14 protein-coding genes and 1 tRNA gene are annotated in these 14,380 nt (G+C 61.6%); 8 read left to right on the top strand and 7 right to left on the bottom strand.

Annotated elements, in window-relative coordinates:
• Positions 1–10 precede the first annotated feature (10 nt).
• Positions 11–583, top strand: coding sequence for a hypothetical protein (locus tag IT763_RS15100; protein ID WP_206194806.1), 573 nt, complete (start codon positions 11–13; stop codon positions 581–583).
• A 210-nt stretch (positions 584–793) separates the two neighbouring features.
• Here IT763_RS15100 and IT763_RS15095 read toward each other — a convergent pair whose 3' ends face one another.
• The 4 genes from IT763_RS15095 to IT763_RS15080 form a co-directional block, all read right to left on the bottom strand.
• Positions 794–1,093: a hypothetical protein gene (locus tag IT763_RS15095; protein ID WP_152903357.1), complete on the bottom strand. Its 300-nt coding sequence runs from the start codon at positions 1,091–1,093 to the stop codon at positions 794–796.
• On the bottom strand, positions 1,083–2,393 hold the full coding sequence (locus IT763_RS15090) for an HNH endonuclease signature motif containing protein (RefSeq protein ID WP_053090361.1): 1,311 nt from the start codon (positions 2,391–2,393) through the stop codon (positions 1,083–1,085). The genes IT763_RS15095 and IT763_RS15090 overlap by 11 nt, the downstream gene beginning before the upstream one ends.
• Before the next feature lie 45 nt (positions 2,394–2,438).
• Positions 2,439–2,639: a type II toxin-antitoxin system death-on-curing family toxin gene (locus IT763_RS15085; protein WP_080353558.1), complete on the bottom strand. Its 201-nt coding sequence runs from the start codon at positions 2,637–2,639 to the stop codon at positions 2,439–2,441.
• 187 nt (positions 2,640–2,826) lie between these two features.
• Positions 2,827–3,747, bottom strand: coding sequence for an AraC family transcriptional regulator (locus tag IT763_RS15080; RefSeq protein ID WP_151254641.1), 921 nt, complete (start codon positions 3,745–3,747; stop codon positions 2,827–2,829).
• A gap of 105 nt (positions 3,748–3,852) precedes the next feature.
• Here IT763_RS15080 and IT763_RS15075 point away from each other — a divergent pair, with 105 nt between their 5' ends.
• Positions 3,853–4,686 (top strand): oxidoreductase, encoded by an 834-nt coding sequence (locus IT763_RS15075; protein WP_049299767.1) that lies wholly within the window; start codon positions 3,853–3,855, stop codon positions 4,684–4,686.
• A gap of 95 nt (positions 4,687–4,781) precedes the next feature.
• Here the strand turns inward: IT763_RS15075 and IT763_RS15070 are convergent.
• The 3 genes from IT763_RS15070 to dpiA form a co-directional block, all read right to left on the bottom strand.
• Positions 4,782–4,857 (bottom strand) — tRNA-Asn (locus IT763_RS15070).
• Between the two features lie 114 nt (positions 4,858–4,971).
• A complete protein-coding gene (locus IT763_RS15065; RefSeq protein ID WP_206194805.1) occupies positions 4,972–8,061 on the bottom strand; it encodes a beta-galactosidase in 3,090 nt (1,029 codons plus the stop codon).
• A gap of 102 nt (positions 8,062–8,163) precedes the next feature.
• The gene (dpiA, locus tag IT763_RS15060; protein ID WP_004940807.1) at positions 8,164–8,850 is read right to left on the bottom strand and encodes a two-component response regulator DpiA; all 687 of its coding nucleotides are present in this window, start codon (positions 8,848–8,850) and stop codon (positions 8,164–8,166) included.
• A 313-nt stretch (positions 8,851–9,163) separates the two neighbouring features.
• Between dpiA and citC the strand changes: the two genes are divergently transcribed.
• The 6 genes from citC to citG are packed head-to-tail and all read left to right on the top strand — an operon-like array spanning position 9,164 to position 14,368.
• Positions 9,164–10,234, top strand: coding sequence for a [citrate (pro-3S)-lyase] ligase (citC, locus tag IT763_RS15055; RefSeq protein ID WP_028127715.1), 1,071 nt, complete (start codon positions 9,164–9,166; stop codon positions 10,232–10,234).
• Positions 10,234–10,542: a citrate lyase acyl carrier protein gene (citD, locus tag IT763_RS15050; RefSeq protein ID WP_046687418.1), complete on the top strand. Its 309-nt coding sequence runs from the start codon at positions 10,234–10,236 to the stop codon at positions 10,540–10,542. Before citC ends, citD begins: the two co-directional genes overlap by 1 nt.
• Complete coding sequence (gene citE / locus IT763_RS15045; protein WP_016927085.1) at positions 10,526–11,446, top strand: citrate (pro-3S)-lyase subunit beta; 921 nt, start codon at positions 10,526–10,528, stop codon at positions 11,444–11,446. Before citD ends, citE begins: the two co-directional genes overlap by 17 nt.
• Positions 11,446–12,951, top strand: a complete 1,506-nt coding sequence (citF, locus tag IT763_RS15040) for a citrate lyase subunit alpha (protein WP_143778348.1) — start codon at positions 11,446–11,448, stop codon at positions 12,949–12,951. The genes citE and citF overlap by 1 nt, the downstream gene beginning before the upstream one ends.
• Positions 12,952–12,954: 3 nt before the next feature.
• Positions 12,955–13,503 (top strand): citrate lyase holo-[acyl-carrier protein] synthase, encoded by a 549-nt coding sequence (gene citX / locus IT763_RS15035; RefSeq protein ID WP_033654921.1) that lies wholly within the window; start codon positions 12,955–12,957, stop codon positions 13,501–13,503.
• A complete protein-coding gene (gene citG / locus IT763_RS15030; protein WP_206194804.1) occupies positions 13,484–14,368 on the top strand; it encodes a triphosphoribosyl-dephospho-CoA synthase CitG in 885 nt (294 codons plus the stop codon). Before citX ends, citG begins: the two co-directional genes overlap by 20 nt.
• The last annotated feature ends 12 nt before the right edge of the window (positions 14,369–14,380 follow it).

Below are 14,380 nucleotides of genomic sequence, written 5' to 3'. Positions count from 1 at the left end.
GGAGTGAACGATGAGCCTCTATATCAACAACGGCGCCCTGGGCGCCATGGAACACCCGGGAACGGCGGCGAGCGCCCTGGCGCTCAGCGTGCCGGTCGCGGCGGGCGCCTTGCTGCTGAAGACCGAAAATCTGCTGGGCATCGGCGCGACCCTGATGCTGCTGACGGCATTGGCGCTGGCGTTTCTCGGCGGCGCCGCACTGGCCCATCTACGGCCGCTGCGGAACCGGCCTGCGCTGGCGATTCTCCGCTACGGCTTTTTACTGGCAGCGGTGGGGTGGCTATTGACGCTGCTGATGCTGTTCGGCGGCCATGATTGGCCGGCCCTGCTGCCGGGCATCGTCCTCGGCGGTCTGGGGCAGGGCGTCGCCTACCGCACGGCAGTGGGGGAGAAAGCGGCGTTCGCCGTGGCGTGCAGGCTGACGACGGTGGTGACTATCGTGGCCGTAGTAGTTGCCGCTTCGCTGGTGCAAACCTACGCCGCACCGGGGATAAAGGGAGCCTGTTTCGCGCTGGCATTGCTGGTCGATCTGGCGCTGCTGGGGGCATTGATGGCGCGGGTTGCGGAGCGGGATGGGGGCTGAGAAATGGCTGAAGGTTAAAGGCCTGCGTGGGGGACGAGGCGGGCCTTTAGGTGTTTGTGGGGATTGTTGAGTAGGTGATCCGCCGGGGCAGTTTTGTGCCAGGAGCGGGCATTCTTAGCGAATGAACATGCGTACTGATTGCTGACTACTCAAGTCTTTTGGGACACTCGTCCAGCACACAGAATGCAGTTAGCAATGTCTGTTAATCGCTTAAAGCAGCCTATTAACTTCTAACTGCTTAAAAAAGCTTGAGGTGGGATGTTTTACGCTTCCCAATCGCCCCCTACCCAGGGCGAAACTAGCAAATGGCTGACGCCAGTCAGAATACAGTACTCCGGTTGTACCGTCACCTATATAGCCAACAACCATTTTTCCGCTGTTAGTATCGGAGGAGATGTACTCTTTGAGATACTGGCTGATACGCTTAGAAAAATCTGGCCTTTGCAGATTCAAAAACGCGCTTTCAAACAAAATAGAGTGATCGTTATCGTCAGCCAGTTCACGTTGCATTCAGATTGAATTCCGCCCAGCGGGTCAGTAGGTAAGCCGGATTAATCGGGCGCTGGGTACCAGCAATGCACTTGCCTTCAAATTGCATCAGGTCGTGATCGTCCGCCAATACGCCCGCGTCAAAGTGAACTGTTAACGTCTCCGGATTAATCGCAAGCAGGCCAGCATCAAACAGGCGGTGCAGGTCAACGCGCATAAGCAGCCCGTTTGTGTAATGGTCGATACCGTCTTTACAGTGCTCCACAAGATGAGTCGCTTCCGTACGTTGGCGTATACGAACACCAGAAATCACGCAGCGGTTAAAACAGTTCAGGCGTACTGTCTCGGTGAATTCAATCTGATTAGGGCGAGTGGTGATCTCCGCTTTCTTGCCTTCGCGCTTAGGTTTCACAGGAAACTCTGTAACGGGAACTACTGATTTAACACTTAATTGCGCTGCTACCGGTTCGATAGCCTCACCGCGTGGCGCTGATTGTGCCTGTTTTTGCTCACCTGCAACCATAAAATCACGGGCGCTTTCTAGCACATTTTCAGTGGTGCCGCGCAACTGTAAGCGGAATTCGCGCAATCGGTGGGCCGGTACAATCTGGCGTAATTCTTCGTAAATATCTTCACGGCAGGCTTCATCATTGATGCGCTTTTTATTGGCCAGCCGCTCCTCCTCTTCACGGCGAAGGCGTGACTCTCTATATTGATCCTCCATACGCTGGAAGTCCTCCGCCTTAACAGCGGCTTTTTTTTTCTTTTTGGTTTTCCCGACAGCATCACGCTGGAAGCAGTATTTTTCAAAAATGGATGAGTAGAGAACAGTTGTGATGATTTCCTGTACTGGAAGACCACGATTCAGAAGGTCATTCACCAGTCCAGCGAGCTGTTTTGAATACGGAGCACCCTTTTCAATCACCCCGCCATTGGCAAGGCGCAGAGCTTCATCTTTATAGCGCTCAACAGCCTGGAGACGGCGTTCCTGTTCCAGTCGCTCATCTTCATGTCGGTGAACCTCATCCTGCTGTCGTTCAGCCTTTGCTTTCTCCAATCTTTCCCGTGTTAATTCTTGATAGTTTTCGATGGCAGCTTGCGCTTTTAAATAGCGATCATATGCAACGGATTTAGGGACATTCAGGAGGATATATTTCTCATCTTTACCAACGGCAAGGTGACGCTTAATTTCCAGCGTGAGGCCGCTGTTATCAACCTTTGGCCCAGGAGGAAGGATGGCGTTCAACAAATTGGTTATGCGTACGCTGCCAGTGCCACTTAATTTGGTAGAACGATTCTTTTTGAAAAGTTTCTTTGCCATGTTCAATAACTCCAGCCACTTTGCACGTTGTTCACGTCTTCAATCTCAAACCTTTTTCTGTCGAAGTTCATTAGCTACCTGGAGGACATCCAGATCACCGGTTGCGGCCTGCACAGCCAGTTCCAGCAGTGAATTATCTTCATCAACAATCATCACGCCATTAAGACCCAGGAAGGTCATAGCCACAAATAGCACCGTGCGTTTGTTACCTTCATTGAGGATGTGACCGTGTGCAATAGCGATCATGTACGTTGCAGCTAGCTCAAGAAATTTCACTCACCGCTGAGTCGGATGTCTCAATTTAGCTATTATACCATTGTCAAAGCTAAGTTCAGATGTTCGAGGCGGAACAAAGCTAAAATGTTCGCTCTGCGCCAGAACTAGAAGCGGGCGCGAAATACCTCAAGGTCGCGTTCGCCATACCAAATCAGCCTCAGTGCGATGAAACAAATACCGACGCAGGCTGCGCGGGCGGAATGGCGAAGTGACGCTGCATGCGTTTTATCTCCTCTGCCGGTGGCAGGCCAAACAGACGTTTGAATTCGCGGTTAAATTGCGATGGGCTTTCATAGCCAACGGCGTAACTCGCAGCAGCGGCGGTGATTTGTTGGCGCACCATCAGCATCCGTGCCTGGTGCAGTCGTACCGATTTCACATACTGCATCGGCGGCATCTGCGTTATCGCTTTGAAATGGCTATGAAAGGTCGGCACGCTCATGCCGGCCAGCATCGCCAGCTGCGTCAGCGTTAACGGCTCCGCGTAAGTGGCGTGGATGTGCTGCAACGCTTTACCGATTTTGCCAAACTGGCCCTGTAAGGCTAGCGCGGCACGCATCGCGTTGCCCTGTGCGCCTGTCAGCACGCGGAAATAGAGCTCTCGCACCCGCGCCGGGCCGAGGATCGCCGCCTCAAGCGGGTTGGCCAGGACGTCAAGTAAGCGAAGTACGGCCATTTTTACCGTGTCGTCCATGGGGCTCGACATCATGCTTTGCGGCGCGGCGGGAAGATGCGGGGCGCCATGCTGTTCAATCTGCAACATCAGTTCAGCGGCAAGCTGAAAATCCAGATGCATGTAAATCGCCAGCAGCGGATGCGCTGCCGACGCGTCGGTTTCCATCACAAACGGCACCGGCACCGAAACCGCCAGGTAGTGCTGCTCATCATATAAATAGGTCTGTTGACCGAAATAGCCGCGTTTGCTGCCCTGGCAGACAATCACGATCCCCGGATCGTACAGCACCGGCGTTCTGGCAAGCGGGCGATCGGAACGCAAAATTCGCACATCAGGTAGGGCAGTGAGGTTGTATCCCTCTTGCACCGCAAGTCTATTCATCAGGGCAATCATGTCGGACATCCCACCACCTCATAAAATCAGGCAAGAAAAAGAGAAGATACGGCCTAAAAATGCGGCAGAGCAGAGAATACCATGCAACCTTCATGGTTCATGGGAGTTCTTTTTATGGCATCTGCAAAAACGATTTTAATTACCGGCGTCAGCAGTGGCTTTGGTCAGGCGCTGGCGCGGGAAGCCCTCGCCGTGGGGCATCGGGTTATAGGGACGGTGCGCAACAGCGAAGCGCTACAGGCTTTCGGCGCGCTCGATACGCAGCGGGCTTTTGGCTATCTGCTTGATGTCACGGACGTTGAGCGTATTGATGAGGTGGTTGGAGAGATTGAGTCCGCCGTCGGTCCGATAGATGTGCTGGTGAACAATGCCGGTTACGGCCACGAAGGCATTCTGGAAGAATCCCCGCTTGCAGAGCTGCGCCGCCAGTTTGACGTCAATGTGTTTGGCGCGGTGGCGATGATCAAAGCCGTGCTGCCGGGCATGCGCCAGCGCCGTCGCGGCCACATTATCAATATCACCTCAATGGGCAGTTTCATTACCTTGCCCGGTATCAGCTATTACTGCGGCAGCAAATTTGCACTGGAAGGGATATCAGAAGCGTTAAGTCAGGAGCTTACCCCGTTCAACATACGCGTGACCGCAGTGGCGCCCGGTTCGTTTCGAACGGACTGGGCCGGGCGTTCAATGGTACGCAGCCCTCGCCGTCTCCCGGACTATGACGCGTTATTTGAACCTGTTCGTCAGGCGCGCCAGGAAAAAAGCGGCAAGCAACTCGGCGATCCGGTGAAGGCGGCTCACGCCATACTGGCATTGATCGAGAGTCAGACCCCACCCACGCATCTGTTGTTAGGCAGTGACGCATTAAGTTTGGTGCGGCAAAAGCTCGAGGCGTTAGGTCAGGAAATTGAACAATGGGAGAAACTGACCCGTTCAACGGATGGCTGAACGGTGTCGGGTAGGGAGGGCGTAGGGATCACCGATTATGACCGCCTGACAGCAAAAAGCCCGCTTAAGTTTCCTTAAGCGGGCTTCTCTAAATATGGCTCCTCTGACTGGACTCGAACCAGTGACATACGGATTAACAGTCCGCCGTTCTACCGACTGAACTACAGAGGAATCGTGTGAACGGGGCGAATAATAGCGAGGCGCCGTCGGCATGTCAAAGGCGGATTACACATTCTGTGACTGTTTGCTTACAGAATGCGCAACCCGTTGAGTTTTTTGGCAGATTTAGCCCTCTGGTGCTCGCTGCAGGCGCAGCTGATAGCGGTAAACGCCGGCGGTGAGCAGGTAATCCCGGTGCACGCTCGGGCTCCAGGAGTCGTCGCCGCCCACTCCCATATGGAAGCCGTCCAGATGCAGCCAGGTGCCCGCTTCCGGCTGCAGCAGATGCTGGTGGCTGCAGGCCATCAGCTGTTGCAGGCCGTAACGGCTGAGCGAGAAGTGGAAGCGGCCGTCGATGCGCCAGCCGCCGTAGCGCAGGCTGCGGGTGTCACAGCGCAGGCCGTTCTCGCCGGGGAAAATATACGGCGTATGCAGGTCCGCCAGCGGCAGGCGCCAGCGCCCGTGCTGCGCGGCCAGGCGGCGATCCGGGTAGTTTTCGTGCGGGCCCAGGCCCAGCCATTCCGCCTGCGGCTGCACCGTCGCCAGTTGGCAGTGCAGGCCGATGCGCGCCGGCGGCGGCAGGGCGTCGGCCATCTCGACCTCCACGTTCACGCTCACCGCGCCCAGCGCGTCGAACAGCCACTGTTTGCGGCTGATCAGCAAAATCTCCCCGTCCACGCCGAACTGGTGTTCGCTCACCACCCGCACGCCGTTTTGCAGCGCATCCGCCTGCAGCCGCGTGCAGCGCTCTTCCAGCCGGTACAGGCCTGCCAGCTTCCAGCGTTCGACCCAGGCGTTGGGATCGATATGGTTCGCCTCGCTGACGCCGATGTCGTTATCGATCGGCGCGCGCGCAAAACCGTCGCGCAGCGGCGTCAGCAGCTGCGGCTGCTCATTCTGCCACCACTGCGTCAGATGGCCGCTGCTGCGCTCGAAGCGCCAGCGCTGGTCGCCATGGGTAAGCGTCAGCCCTTCATCATTTTCAATAAGCGTTGGCGGCACGCCCTGCGCCGGCGGCGGCGCGGGATGCAGCGCGCGCGGCACCCGCCACTGATCCCAGGCGCAGCGGTGGTGCGCTTCAGACCAGTCGGTGGCCTGCGGTTGCACCACCTCCACGTTCAGCCACAGTTCGCCGGGCTGATGCAGCATCGGCAGCCGGTCGAGCAGGGTGAAGCTAGCGCTGCCCTGCGGCGGCAGCGCCAGATCGAGGCTGCCGCTGGCGCGCTCCACGCCGTCCAGCTCCAGCCGCCAGTTGAGCTGCTCGTTGTCGGTGTGGCGGAACAGGTAGTCGCTGGTGACGGTCAGCGTCAGCGAGGCGGCGTCGAAGGCGAAGCGGAACAGCTGCTGCGCCCGCTGCGCTTCGAACAGCGCCGGGTGCGGGGTGCGATCCGCGAACACCAGCCCGTTCAGGCAGAACTGGCGATCGTTGGGGGTGTCGCCGAAGTCGCCGCCGTAGGCCCAAAATTCTTCGCCGCGTTCGTCGCGCCGGATCAGCGCCTGATCGACCCAGTCCCAGACAAAGCCGCCCTGCAGGCGCGGATGTGCGTGGAACGCGCGCCAGTAGCGCTCAAAGCCGCCGAAGCTGTTGCCCATCGCATGGGCGTATTCGCACAGGATCAGCGGGCGCTGTTCCTCCGGCAGGCCGATCCACTTGCCGATCGCCCATTTGGGCACCGCCGGGAACGGCTGATCCTGATCCACCCGCGCATACATCGGGCAGATGATGTCGGTGGCGGCAGTGTCGGCGCCGCCGCCTTCATATTGCACCGGGCGGGTCGGATCCTGGCTTTTCACCCAGCGGTACAGCGCGTCGTGGTTTACGCCGTGGCCGGACTCGTTGCCCAGCGACCAGATGATGATGCAAGGGTGGTTGCGATCGCGCTGCACCATGCGGGTGACGCGCTCGCTCATCGCCGGCAGCCACAGCGGATCGTCAGCCAGGCGGTTCATCGGCTGCATGCCGTGGGTCTCGATATTGGCTTCGTCCACCACGTACAGCCCGTAGCGGTCGCACAACCGATACCACAGCGGGTGGTTGGGATAGTGCGAGCAGCGCACCGCGTTGAAGTTGTGCTGCTTCATCAGCAGGATATCGTGGCGCATCGTCGCCTCGTCCATCACCTGGCCGTGGCGCGGGTGATGCTCGTGGCGGTTAACGCCGCGGATCAGCAGCGGCTGCCCGTTGAGCTTCAACAGCCCGCCGCTGATTTCCACCTGGCGAAAGCCGACGTCATAGGCTTCCACCTCGATAATCTCCCCTTCGGGCGAGAGCAGGGCGACGGTAGCGCGATACAGCGCGGGCGTTTCGGCGCTCCACAGCGCCGGGCGTTCCACCGGCAGGCGTAGCGTGACGCGATCGTCATAGGCGCCGCGTTCGTCCACTATCTCGCTGCCGAGTGGCTGGGTGCGCTCGGCCACCCGCGCGCCATCGCGCCACAGCTGAACCTGCACCAGCAGCGGGCCGGGCCGGCTGGCGCGCGCCGTCACCACCAGTTCGCCGCGGGTAAAGCCGTCATGCAGCGGGGTGGTGATGCGCACATCGCTCAGGTGCGCGGCGGGTTTGTGCAGCAGGCTGACGTCGCGGAAGATGCCGCTCATGCGCCACATGTCCTGATCTTCCAGATAGCTGCCGTCGCACCAGCGCAGCACCATCACCGCCAGCCGATTTTCACCCGGCTGCAGCCACGGGCCGAGATCGAACTCCGCCGGCAGGCGGCTGTCCTGCGAATAGCCGACCCAGTGGCCGTTGCACCATAAATAGAACGCCGAGTTGACGCCGTCGAAGATGACGCGCGTCTGGCCGGCGGCCAGCCAGGCCGGATCGACGTTGAAGGTGCGTGAATAGCAGCCGGTCGGATTGTCTTCCGGCACGCGCGGCGGATCGACCGGGAACGGGTAGCGCACGTTGGTGTAAATCGGCGCGTCGTAGCCGGCGAGCTGCCAGTTGCTCGGCACCGCCAGCGGGGCGGCGTCCGGCAGATCCTGCTGCAGCCAGCACTCCGGCGCCGCCTCTGGGCGCGGGAAATAGCTGAAGCGCCACTCGCCGTTCAGCGACCGGCGGCTGGCGCTGGGGGCGTCATCGCGCGCGTCTTCCACCGTGCGCCAGCTGGCGAACGGCGGGTGAGCGTCCAGTCGGCGGTAGTGGGTGCAGGCCGGGTTTTGCCAGTCACGGCGGGCGAGGATTTCGGTCAGGGAAGCATGGGGCGCAGCAGGCATCGGCGATCGTCCAGTCGTCTAGGTGATGCTCACCAAGATGCTGACCGTCGCATAAAAAGTAAAGCGGTTACACGCAACCTTGCAAGGGCGATCAAATAACCGTTAATGCGGTTCGCCGGCGCGGTAGATCCGCTGTGGGCGGCCGACCTTGCCGTAAATGATCTCGGCGCGCAGCTGCTGTGCGGCGGTGCAAAACTCCAGATAACGGCGCGCGGTGGTGCGGCTGAGCCCCATTTTTTGCGCAACGCTTTCAGCGGTGTGGCGCGCGGCGGGTTCGGCGAACAGCGCGCGGATCTTGCCCAGCGTCAGCTCGTCGATGCCGGCGGGCAGCGCCGCCTGCTGCTCGCCGCGGGCATAGGTGTTGAACATCTCGTCGATGCGGCGCTGGTTGAGGCGCGCTTTGTCCTTCAACGCTTCGCGGCGCTGGCTGAAGCGCTGCAATGTCTGGCTCAGCCGGTCATAGGCCAGCGGTTTGATCAGGTAGTCGAACACGCCGTAGCGCAACGCCTCGGCCACGGTGGCCATGTCGCTGGCGGCGGTGATGAACACGATGCCGCCGCGATACCCGCTCAGCGTCAGTTCGCGCAGCAGGGTGATGCCCTGGCCGTCGGGCAGAAAGTTGTCCAGCAGGATCAGGTCCGGCTTGAAGCGCTCGGTCATGGCGCGCGCCTGCGCCAGGGTGCCGGCCAGCCAAATCTGGCGGCAGCCGCCGTTCTGGCGGATAAACTCCGCGTGCATCTCCGCCAGCGGCGTTTCGTCTTCAACGATCAGGATGTTCAGCCATTCCATAATGAAACCTACTATTGCAATCAAGATGCTAAATGAATGTAAGTAAATTGCGGCGCTAAATAAAGATTATCTCAATAATAAACACCATAAGATTAATTAAGCAAATAAAGAACATTAAATAACTTATTAACCGGGAACGGTTTGTGAAATAGGTCAATAATTGGCGTTTTTTTTCTGTTTACCATTGATTTATCGAACGCGAAGCGGCGTTTATCTTCATGGTTTTTAAGGTTTTAATTGCCGTCATTGATGTTAATTAAAATGCCTTTTTGTATTTAACTTGTTGTGTGCCAGTTAACCCAGAGAGCGTGTTATGTTAGGCGATGCCGTATTTAATCGGGTAAAGCGATCGGATCATAAAGCGATTTCGGAAATAAGTGCCTTCTTGCGCAGTAACGATCTGAATATCGACACCACGGTTGAAATATTTATTACTGTTACCCAGCACGACAAATTGGTCGCCTGCGGCGGCATCGCCGACAATATTATCAAATGCGTCGCCATCAGTCCGCTGATGCGCGGCGAAGGGTTGGCGCTGGCGCTGGCGACCGAGCTGGTGAACCTGGCCTACGAGCGCCACCACACCCAGCTGTTTATCTACACCAAGGTGCAGAACGAGCCGCTGTTCCGCCAGTGCGGTTTCTACCCGATCGCCACCGTGCCGGGCATCGTGGTGCTGATGGAAAACAGCCCGTGCCGCCTGAAGCGCTACGCCGCCCAGCTGGCGAGCCAGCGCCGGCCGGGCGAGACCATCGGCAGCATCGTGATGAACGCCAACCCCTTCACACGCGGGCATCAGTATCTGGTGCGTCAGGCGGCCAAACGCTGCGACTGGCTGCACCTGTTTCTGGTGAAGGAAAACACCTCGCGCTTCAGCTATGAAGACCGCCGCCGGCTGGTGCTGGCCGGCACCGCCGATATCCCCAACCTCACGGTACACGAAGGCTCGCAGTACGTGATCTCGCGCGCCACCTTCCCCTGTTACTTCATCAAGGATCAGGGCGTGGCCGACGACTGTTACACCGAAATCGATCTGAAGATCTTCCGCCAGTATCTGGCGCCCGCGCTGGGCATTACCCACCGTTTCGTCGGCAACGAGCCGTTCTGCGCGGTGACCGCGAAATACAACCGCGACATGCGCTACTGGCTGGAAACGCCGGCGCTGCCCAGCCCGCCGATCGCGCTGGTGGAAATCGAGCGTTTGCAATATCAGGGCACGGCGATCTCCGCCTCCTGGGTACGCAAGCTGCTGGCGGCGGGGGACTTCCACGCCGCCGCGCCGCTGGTGCCGCCGGACACCCTGTACTACCTGCAGGATCTGCAAACGCAGCGCCGGGCCAAGGCGGCCCCGCATCCTTTTGAGTCCGCACAATCAGGTGAATGATGAAAATTATCCGAGAAGCAATGGCCGGCACGCTGGAATCCAGCGATGTCATGGTGCGCATCGCGCCCGCCGAGGGGCCGCAGCACGATCTGTTGATCGCCAGCAGCGTGGAAAAACAGTTCGGCGCGGCGATCCGCCGCACCCTACTGGAGGTGCTGCAGCGTTATGAGGTGGAGCCGGTGCAGGTGATCGTCGACGACAAAGGGGCGCTGGACTGCGTGCTGCGCGCCCGGCTGGAAACCGCGCTGATGCGCGCCTGCGAGAGCGGCCAACTGCCGTGGGAGGCGAAAGATGAAAACGCTGAATAAAACCCGGCTGCGCCGCAGCATGCTGTTCGTTCCCGGCGCCAACGCGGCGATGGTCAGCAACGCCTTTATCTATCAGGCCGATGCGCTGATGTTCGATCTGGAAGACTCGGTGATCCTGCGTGAAAAAGACGCGGCGCGCCGGCTGGTGTACCACGCGCTGCAGCATCCGCTGTATCAGGAGGTGGAAACCATCGTGCGCGTCAATGCGCTCGACTCCGCCTACGGCCTGGCGGACCTGCAGGCGGTGGTACGCGGCGGCGCGGACATCGTGCGCCTGCCGAAGACCGACAGCGCGCAGGACGTTGTCGACATGGAGCGCGAGATTGCCGCCATCGAGGCGGCCTGCGGCCGGCCGGTCGGCAGCACCGGGCTGCTGGCGGCGATCGAATCGGCGCAGGGCATCACCAACGCGGTGGCGATCGCGCACGCTTCGCCGCGTCTTATCGGCATCGCGCTGGGGGCGGAAGACTATGTGCGCAACCTGCGCACCGAACGCTCGCCGGAGGGTATCGAGCTGCTGTTCGCCCGCTGCTCGCTGCTGCAGGCGGCGCGCGCCGCCGGCATTCAGGCGTTCGACACCGTCTACTCCGACGCCAACAACGAAGCCGGCTTCCTGCAGGAAGCGGCGCTGATCAAACAGCTCGGCTTCGACGGCAAATCGCTGATTAACCCGCGCCAGATTGAGCTGCTGCACAACCTGTATGCGCCGACCGCCAAAGAGGTGGCGCACGCGCAGCGGGTGGTGGACGCCGCCGAGGCGGCGGAGCGGGAAGGGCGCGGCGTGGTGTCGCTCAACGGAAAAATGGTCGACAGCCCGGTGATTGAACGCGCCCGGCTGGTGCTGGAGCGCGCCGCGCTGTCCGGCTTACGGGAAGAACCGGCGCAGCACGGGGAGGAAGCATGATGAACCGCCAACAACGATTGATGACCTTCGCCAACCCGGCGGATCTGCCGGGCTATCAGGTCGTGTCCAAAGCCAACCTGCAGGCGCGCAAACCGCGCGATCTCAAGCTGTGCGACTCCTTGCAGGAAGCGGTGCGCCGCAGCGGGCTGCAGGACGGCATGACCATCTCCTTCCACCATGCGTTTCGCGGCGGCGATCTGGCGCTCAATCAGGTGATGGAGACGCTGGCGGCGATGGGGTTCCGCAACCTGACGCTGGCCTCCAGCTCGCTGACCGACTGCCATGCGCCGTTGGTTGAGCATATCCGTCACGGCGTGGTGAGCCGCATTTACACCTCCGGGCTGCGCGGCCCGCTGGCGGACGCCGTTTCGCGCGGCCTGCTGGCGGAGCCGGTGCAAATTCACTCGCACGGCGGCCGGGTCAACCTGATTGAATCCGGCGAGCTGAAGATAGACGTGGCCTTCCTCGGCGTGCCGGCCTGCGATGAGTTCGGCAACGCCAACGGCTACAGCGGTGAAGCCTGCTGCGGCTCGCTCGGCTATGCGCGGGTGGACGCCGAGGCGGCGGGCACCGTGGTGCTGCTGACCGAGCAGCTGGTGCCGTATCCGCATCATCCCGCCAGCCTGGCGCAGGATCGGGTGGATCTGATCGTGCAGCTGGAGCGGGTGGGCGACGCCGACAAGATCGGCGCCGACGCCACGCGCATGACCTCGAACCCGCGCGAGCTGCTGATCGCCCGCCGCGCCGCCGAGGTGATCGCCGGTTCAGGTTACTTCACCGAAGGGTTTTCGCTGCAAACCGGCACCGGCGGCGCCTCGCTGGCGGTGACCCGTTTCCTGGAGGACAAGATGCGCGCCCGCGGCATTCGCGCCGCGTTCGCCCTCGGCGGCATCACCTCGACCATGGTGGATCTGCACGAGAAAGGGTTGATCGGCAAGCTGCTGGACGTGCAGAGCTTCGATCGGGCGGCGGCGACCTCGCTGGCGCGCAACCCGCGCCATATCGAAATCAGCGCCAACCAGTACGCCAACTTCAGCTCCAAGGGCGCGTCGGTCGATCGGCTCGACGTGGTGGTGCTGAGCGCGCTGGAAATCGACACCGGCTTCAACGTTAACGTGCTGACCGGCTCCGACGGCGTGCTGCGCGGCGCGTCCGGCGGCCACTGCGACACCGCCGCCGCCGCGCGGCTGGCGATCATCGTCGCGCCGCTGGTGCGCGGGCGCATCCCGACGCTGGTGGAGCAGGTGACCACCTGCGTCACGCCGGGTTCCAGCATCGACATTCTGGTGACCGACCACGGCATCGCCGTCAACCCGGCGCGGCCGGAGCTGGCGCAGCGCCTGCGGGAGGCCGGGCTCGAGGTGGTGAGCATCGACTGGCTGCGCGCCCGCGCGCTGCAGCTGACCGGCGAACCGCAGCCGATCGCCTTTACCGACAAGGTGGTGGCGGTGGTGCGTTACCGCGACGGCTCGGTGATCGACGTGGTGCATCAGGTGGCGGAGTAACCGATGGCCGCCGTCGATCCCCAACTGGCCGCCGAACGCGCGGTCAGCCTGCCGGAGCTGCTCACCAGCCGTGAATGCCGCCAGGCGCGCCAGCAAGCGTGGCTGGCGCAGCACGAGTGCACGCTGCTGGTGCTGACGCTGGTGGTGCCCGGCCCGGTGAAGGACAGCGCGCTGACGCGCGGCATCTTCAACCTGGGGTGGGCGGCGCTGCTGCGGCTGTGCGCCGAACAGGGCTGGCCCAGCCCGCAGGCCGAAGCGCTGGCGCTCTCCACCGGTTGCGAAGGGTTTGTCGCGCTGCGCGCCGATGCCCAGCGGGTGAAAGATTGCGCCATGCAGCTGGAGGTGAGTCGCCCGATCGGCCGGCTATGGGACATCGACGTGCTGGATACGCAGGGGCGCATTTTGTCGCGCCGCGATATCGGCCTGCCGGAGCGGCGCTGCTTGCTGTGCGGCCAACCGGCCAAGATCTGCGCCCGCCAGCGGCGGCACAGCAGCGAGCAACTGCTGCATGAAATGGAAAGGATGTTCAACGATGCGATCTCTGCCGATTAACCTGCCCGCCCGCCGTGCCGAACCGGCTTGCGACTTCGCCCGCGCCGCCTTTCGCGCGCTGCTGGTGGAAGTCAACCTCACGCCCAAGCCGGGGCTGGTGGATCGCCATAACACCGGCGCCCACCGCGACATGGATCTCGGGCACTTCTATCGCAGCGCCCGCGCCATCGGCGTGTGGCTGCCGCGCTTTATCCAACGCGGGCGCGAAGACGCGGCTCTGCCGGCAGAGCAGCAGCTGGCGCGGCTGCGGCCGCTGGGCCTGGCCTGCGAAAACCAGATGTTTCGCGCCACCGGCGGCATTAACACCCACAAGGGCAGCGTGTTCTCACTCGGGTTGCTGTGCACCGCCTTCGGCCGCCTGCAGCAGCAGAGCCGTGACATCGGCGCGGAGGCGCTGTGCGGCGAGGTAGCGGCGATGTGTCGGGGGCTGGTGGACCGTGAGCTGCGGCGCAACAACGCCGGGCAGACCGCCGGCCAGCGCTTGTTCGCTGCGTATGGCCTCAGCGGCGCGCGCGGCGAGGCGGAGTCCGGTTTTCGGTTGGTGCTTGACGGCGCGCTGCCGCTGTATCGGCAACGGCTGGCCGCCGGCGGCGACGAACAGCGGGCGCTGCTGGACAGCCTGCTGTGGCTGATGGCCCACAACGATGACACCAACGTCGCCTCGCGCGGCGGCCTGCGCGGGCTTCGCTGGCTGCGGCGCCGGGCGGCCTGGCTGCTGGCGCAGGGCGGCTCGGCGGGGGAAACGGGCCTGGCGCGCCTGCGGCGCTTCGATGCCGACTGCATTGCCCGCAACCTCAGCCCCGGCGGCAGCGCCGACTTGTTGATAGTGACCTGGCTGCTGGCGCAGCTGGGTGCCCAAGAATAATAACCAAGCCTT

It is taken from the genome of Serratia sp. CMO1 (assembly GCF_015689115.1).
Lineage (GTDB): Bacteria > Pseudomonadota > Gammaproteobacteria > Enterobacterales > Enterobacteriaceae > Serratia > Serratia marcescens.
This window is presented reverse-complemented; position numbering and strand designations above follow the sequence as displayed.

Excerpts from the sequence above, each read along its gene's own strand:
- IT763_RS15100 (WP_206194806.1), top strand. The coding sequence starts at position 11 with ATGAGCCTCTATATCAACAACGGCGCCCTGGGCGCCATGGAACACCCG.
- IT763_RS15095 (WP_152903357.1), bottom strand. The coding sequence starts at position 1,093 with ATGCAACGTGAACTGGCTGACGATAACGATCACTCTATTTTGTTTGAA.
- IT763_RS15090 (WP_053090361.1), bottom strand. The coding sequence starts at position 2,393 with ATGGCAAAGAAACTTTTCAAAAAGAATCGTTCTACCAAATTAAGTGGC.
- IT763_RS15085 (WP_080353558.1), bottom strand. The coding sequence starts at position 2,639 with ATGATCGCTATTGCACACGGTCACATCCTCAATGAAGGTAACAAACGC.
- IT763_RS15080 (WP_151254641.1), bottom strand. The coding sequence starts at position 3,747 with ATGTCCGACATGATTGCCCTGATGAATAGACTTGCGGTGCAAGAGGGA.
- IT763_RS15075 (WP_049299767.1), top strand. The coding sequence starts at position 3,853 with ATGGCATCTGCAAAAACGATTTTAATTACCGGCGTCAGCAGTGGCTTT.
- IT763_RS15065 (WP_206194805.1), bottom strand. The coding sequence starts at position 8,061 with ATGCCTGCTGCGCCCCATGCTTCCCTGACCGAAATCCTCGCCCGCCGT.
- dpiA (WP_004940807.1), bottom strand. The coding sequence starts at position 8,850 with ATGGAATGGCTGAACATCCTGATCGTTGAAGACGAAACGCCGCTGGCG.
- citC (WP_028127715.1), top strand. The coding sequence starts at position 9,164 with ATGTTAGGCGATGCCGTATTTAATCGGGTAAAGCGATCGGATCATAAA.
- citD (WP_046687418.1), top strand. The coding sequence starts at position 10,234 with ATGAAAATTATCCGAGAAGCAATGGCCGGCACGCTGGAATCCAGCGAT.
- citE (WP_016927085.1), top strand. The coding sequence starts at position 10,526 with ATGAAAACGCTGAATAAAACCCGGCTGCGCCGCAGCATGCTGTTCGTT.
- citF (WP_143778348.1), top strand. The coding sequence starts at position 11,446 with ATGAACCGCCAACAACGATTGATGACCTTCGCCAACCCGGCGGATCTG.
- citX (WP_033654921.1), top strand. The coding sequence starts at position 12,955 with ATGGCCGCCGTCGATCCCCAACTGGCCGCCGAACGCGCGGTCAGCCTG.
- citG (WP_206194804.1), top strand. The coding sequence starts at position 13,484 with ATGCGATCTCTGCCGATTAACCTGCCCGCCCGCCGTGCCGAACCGGCT.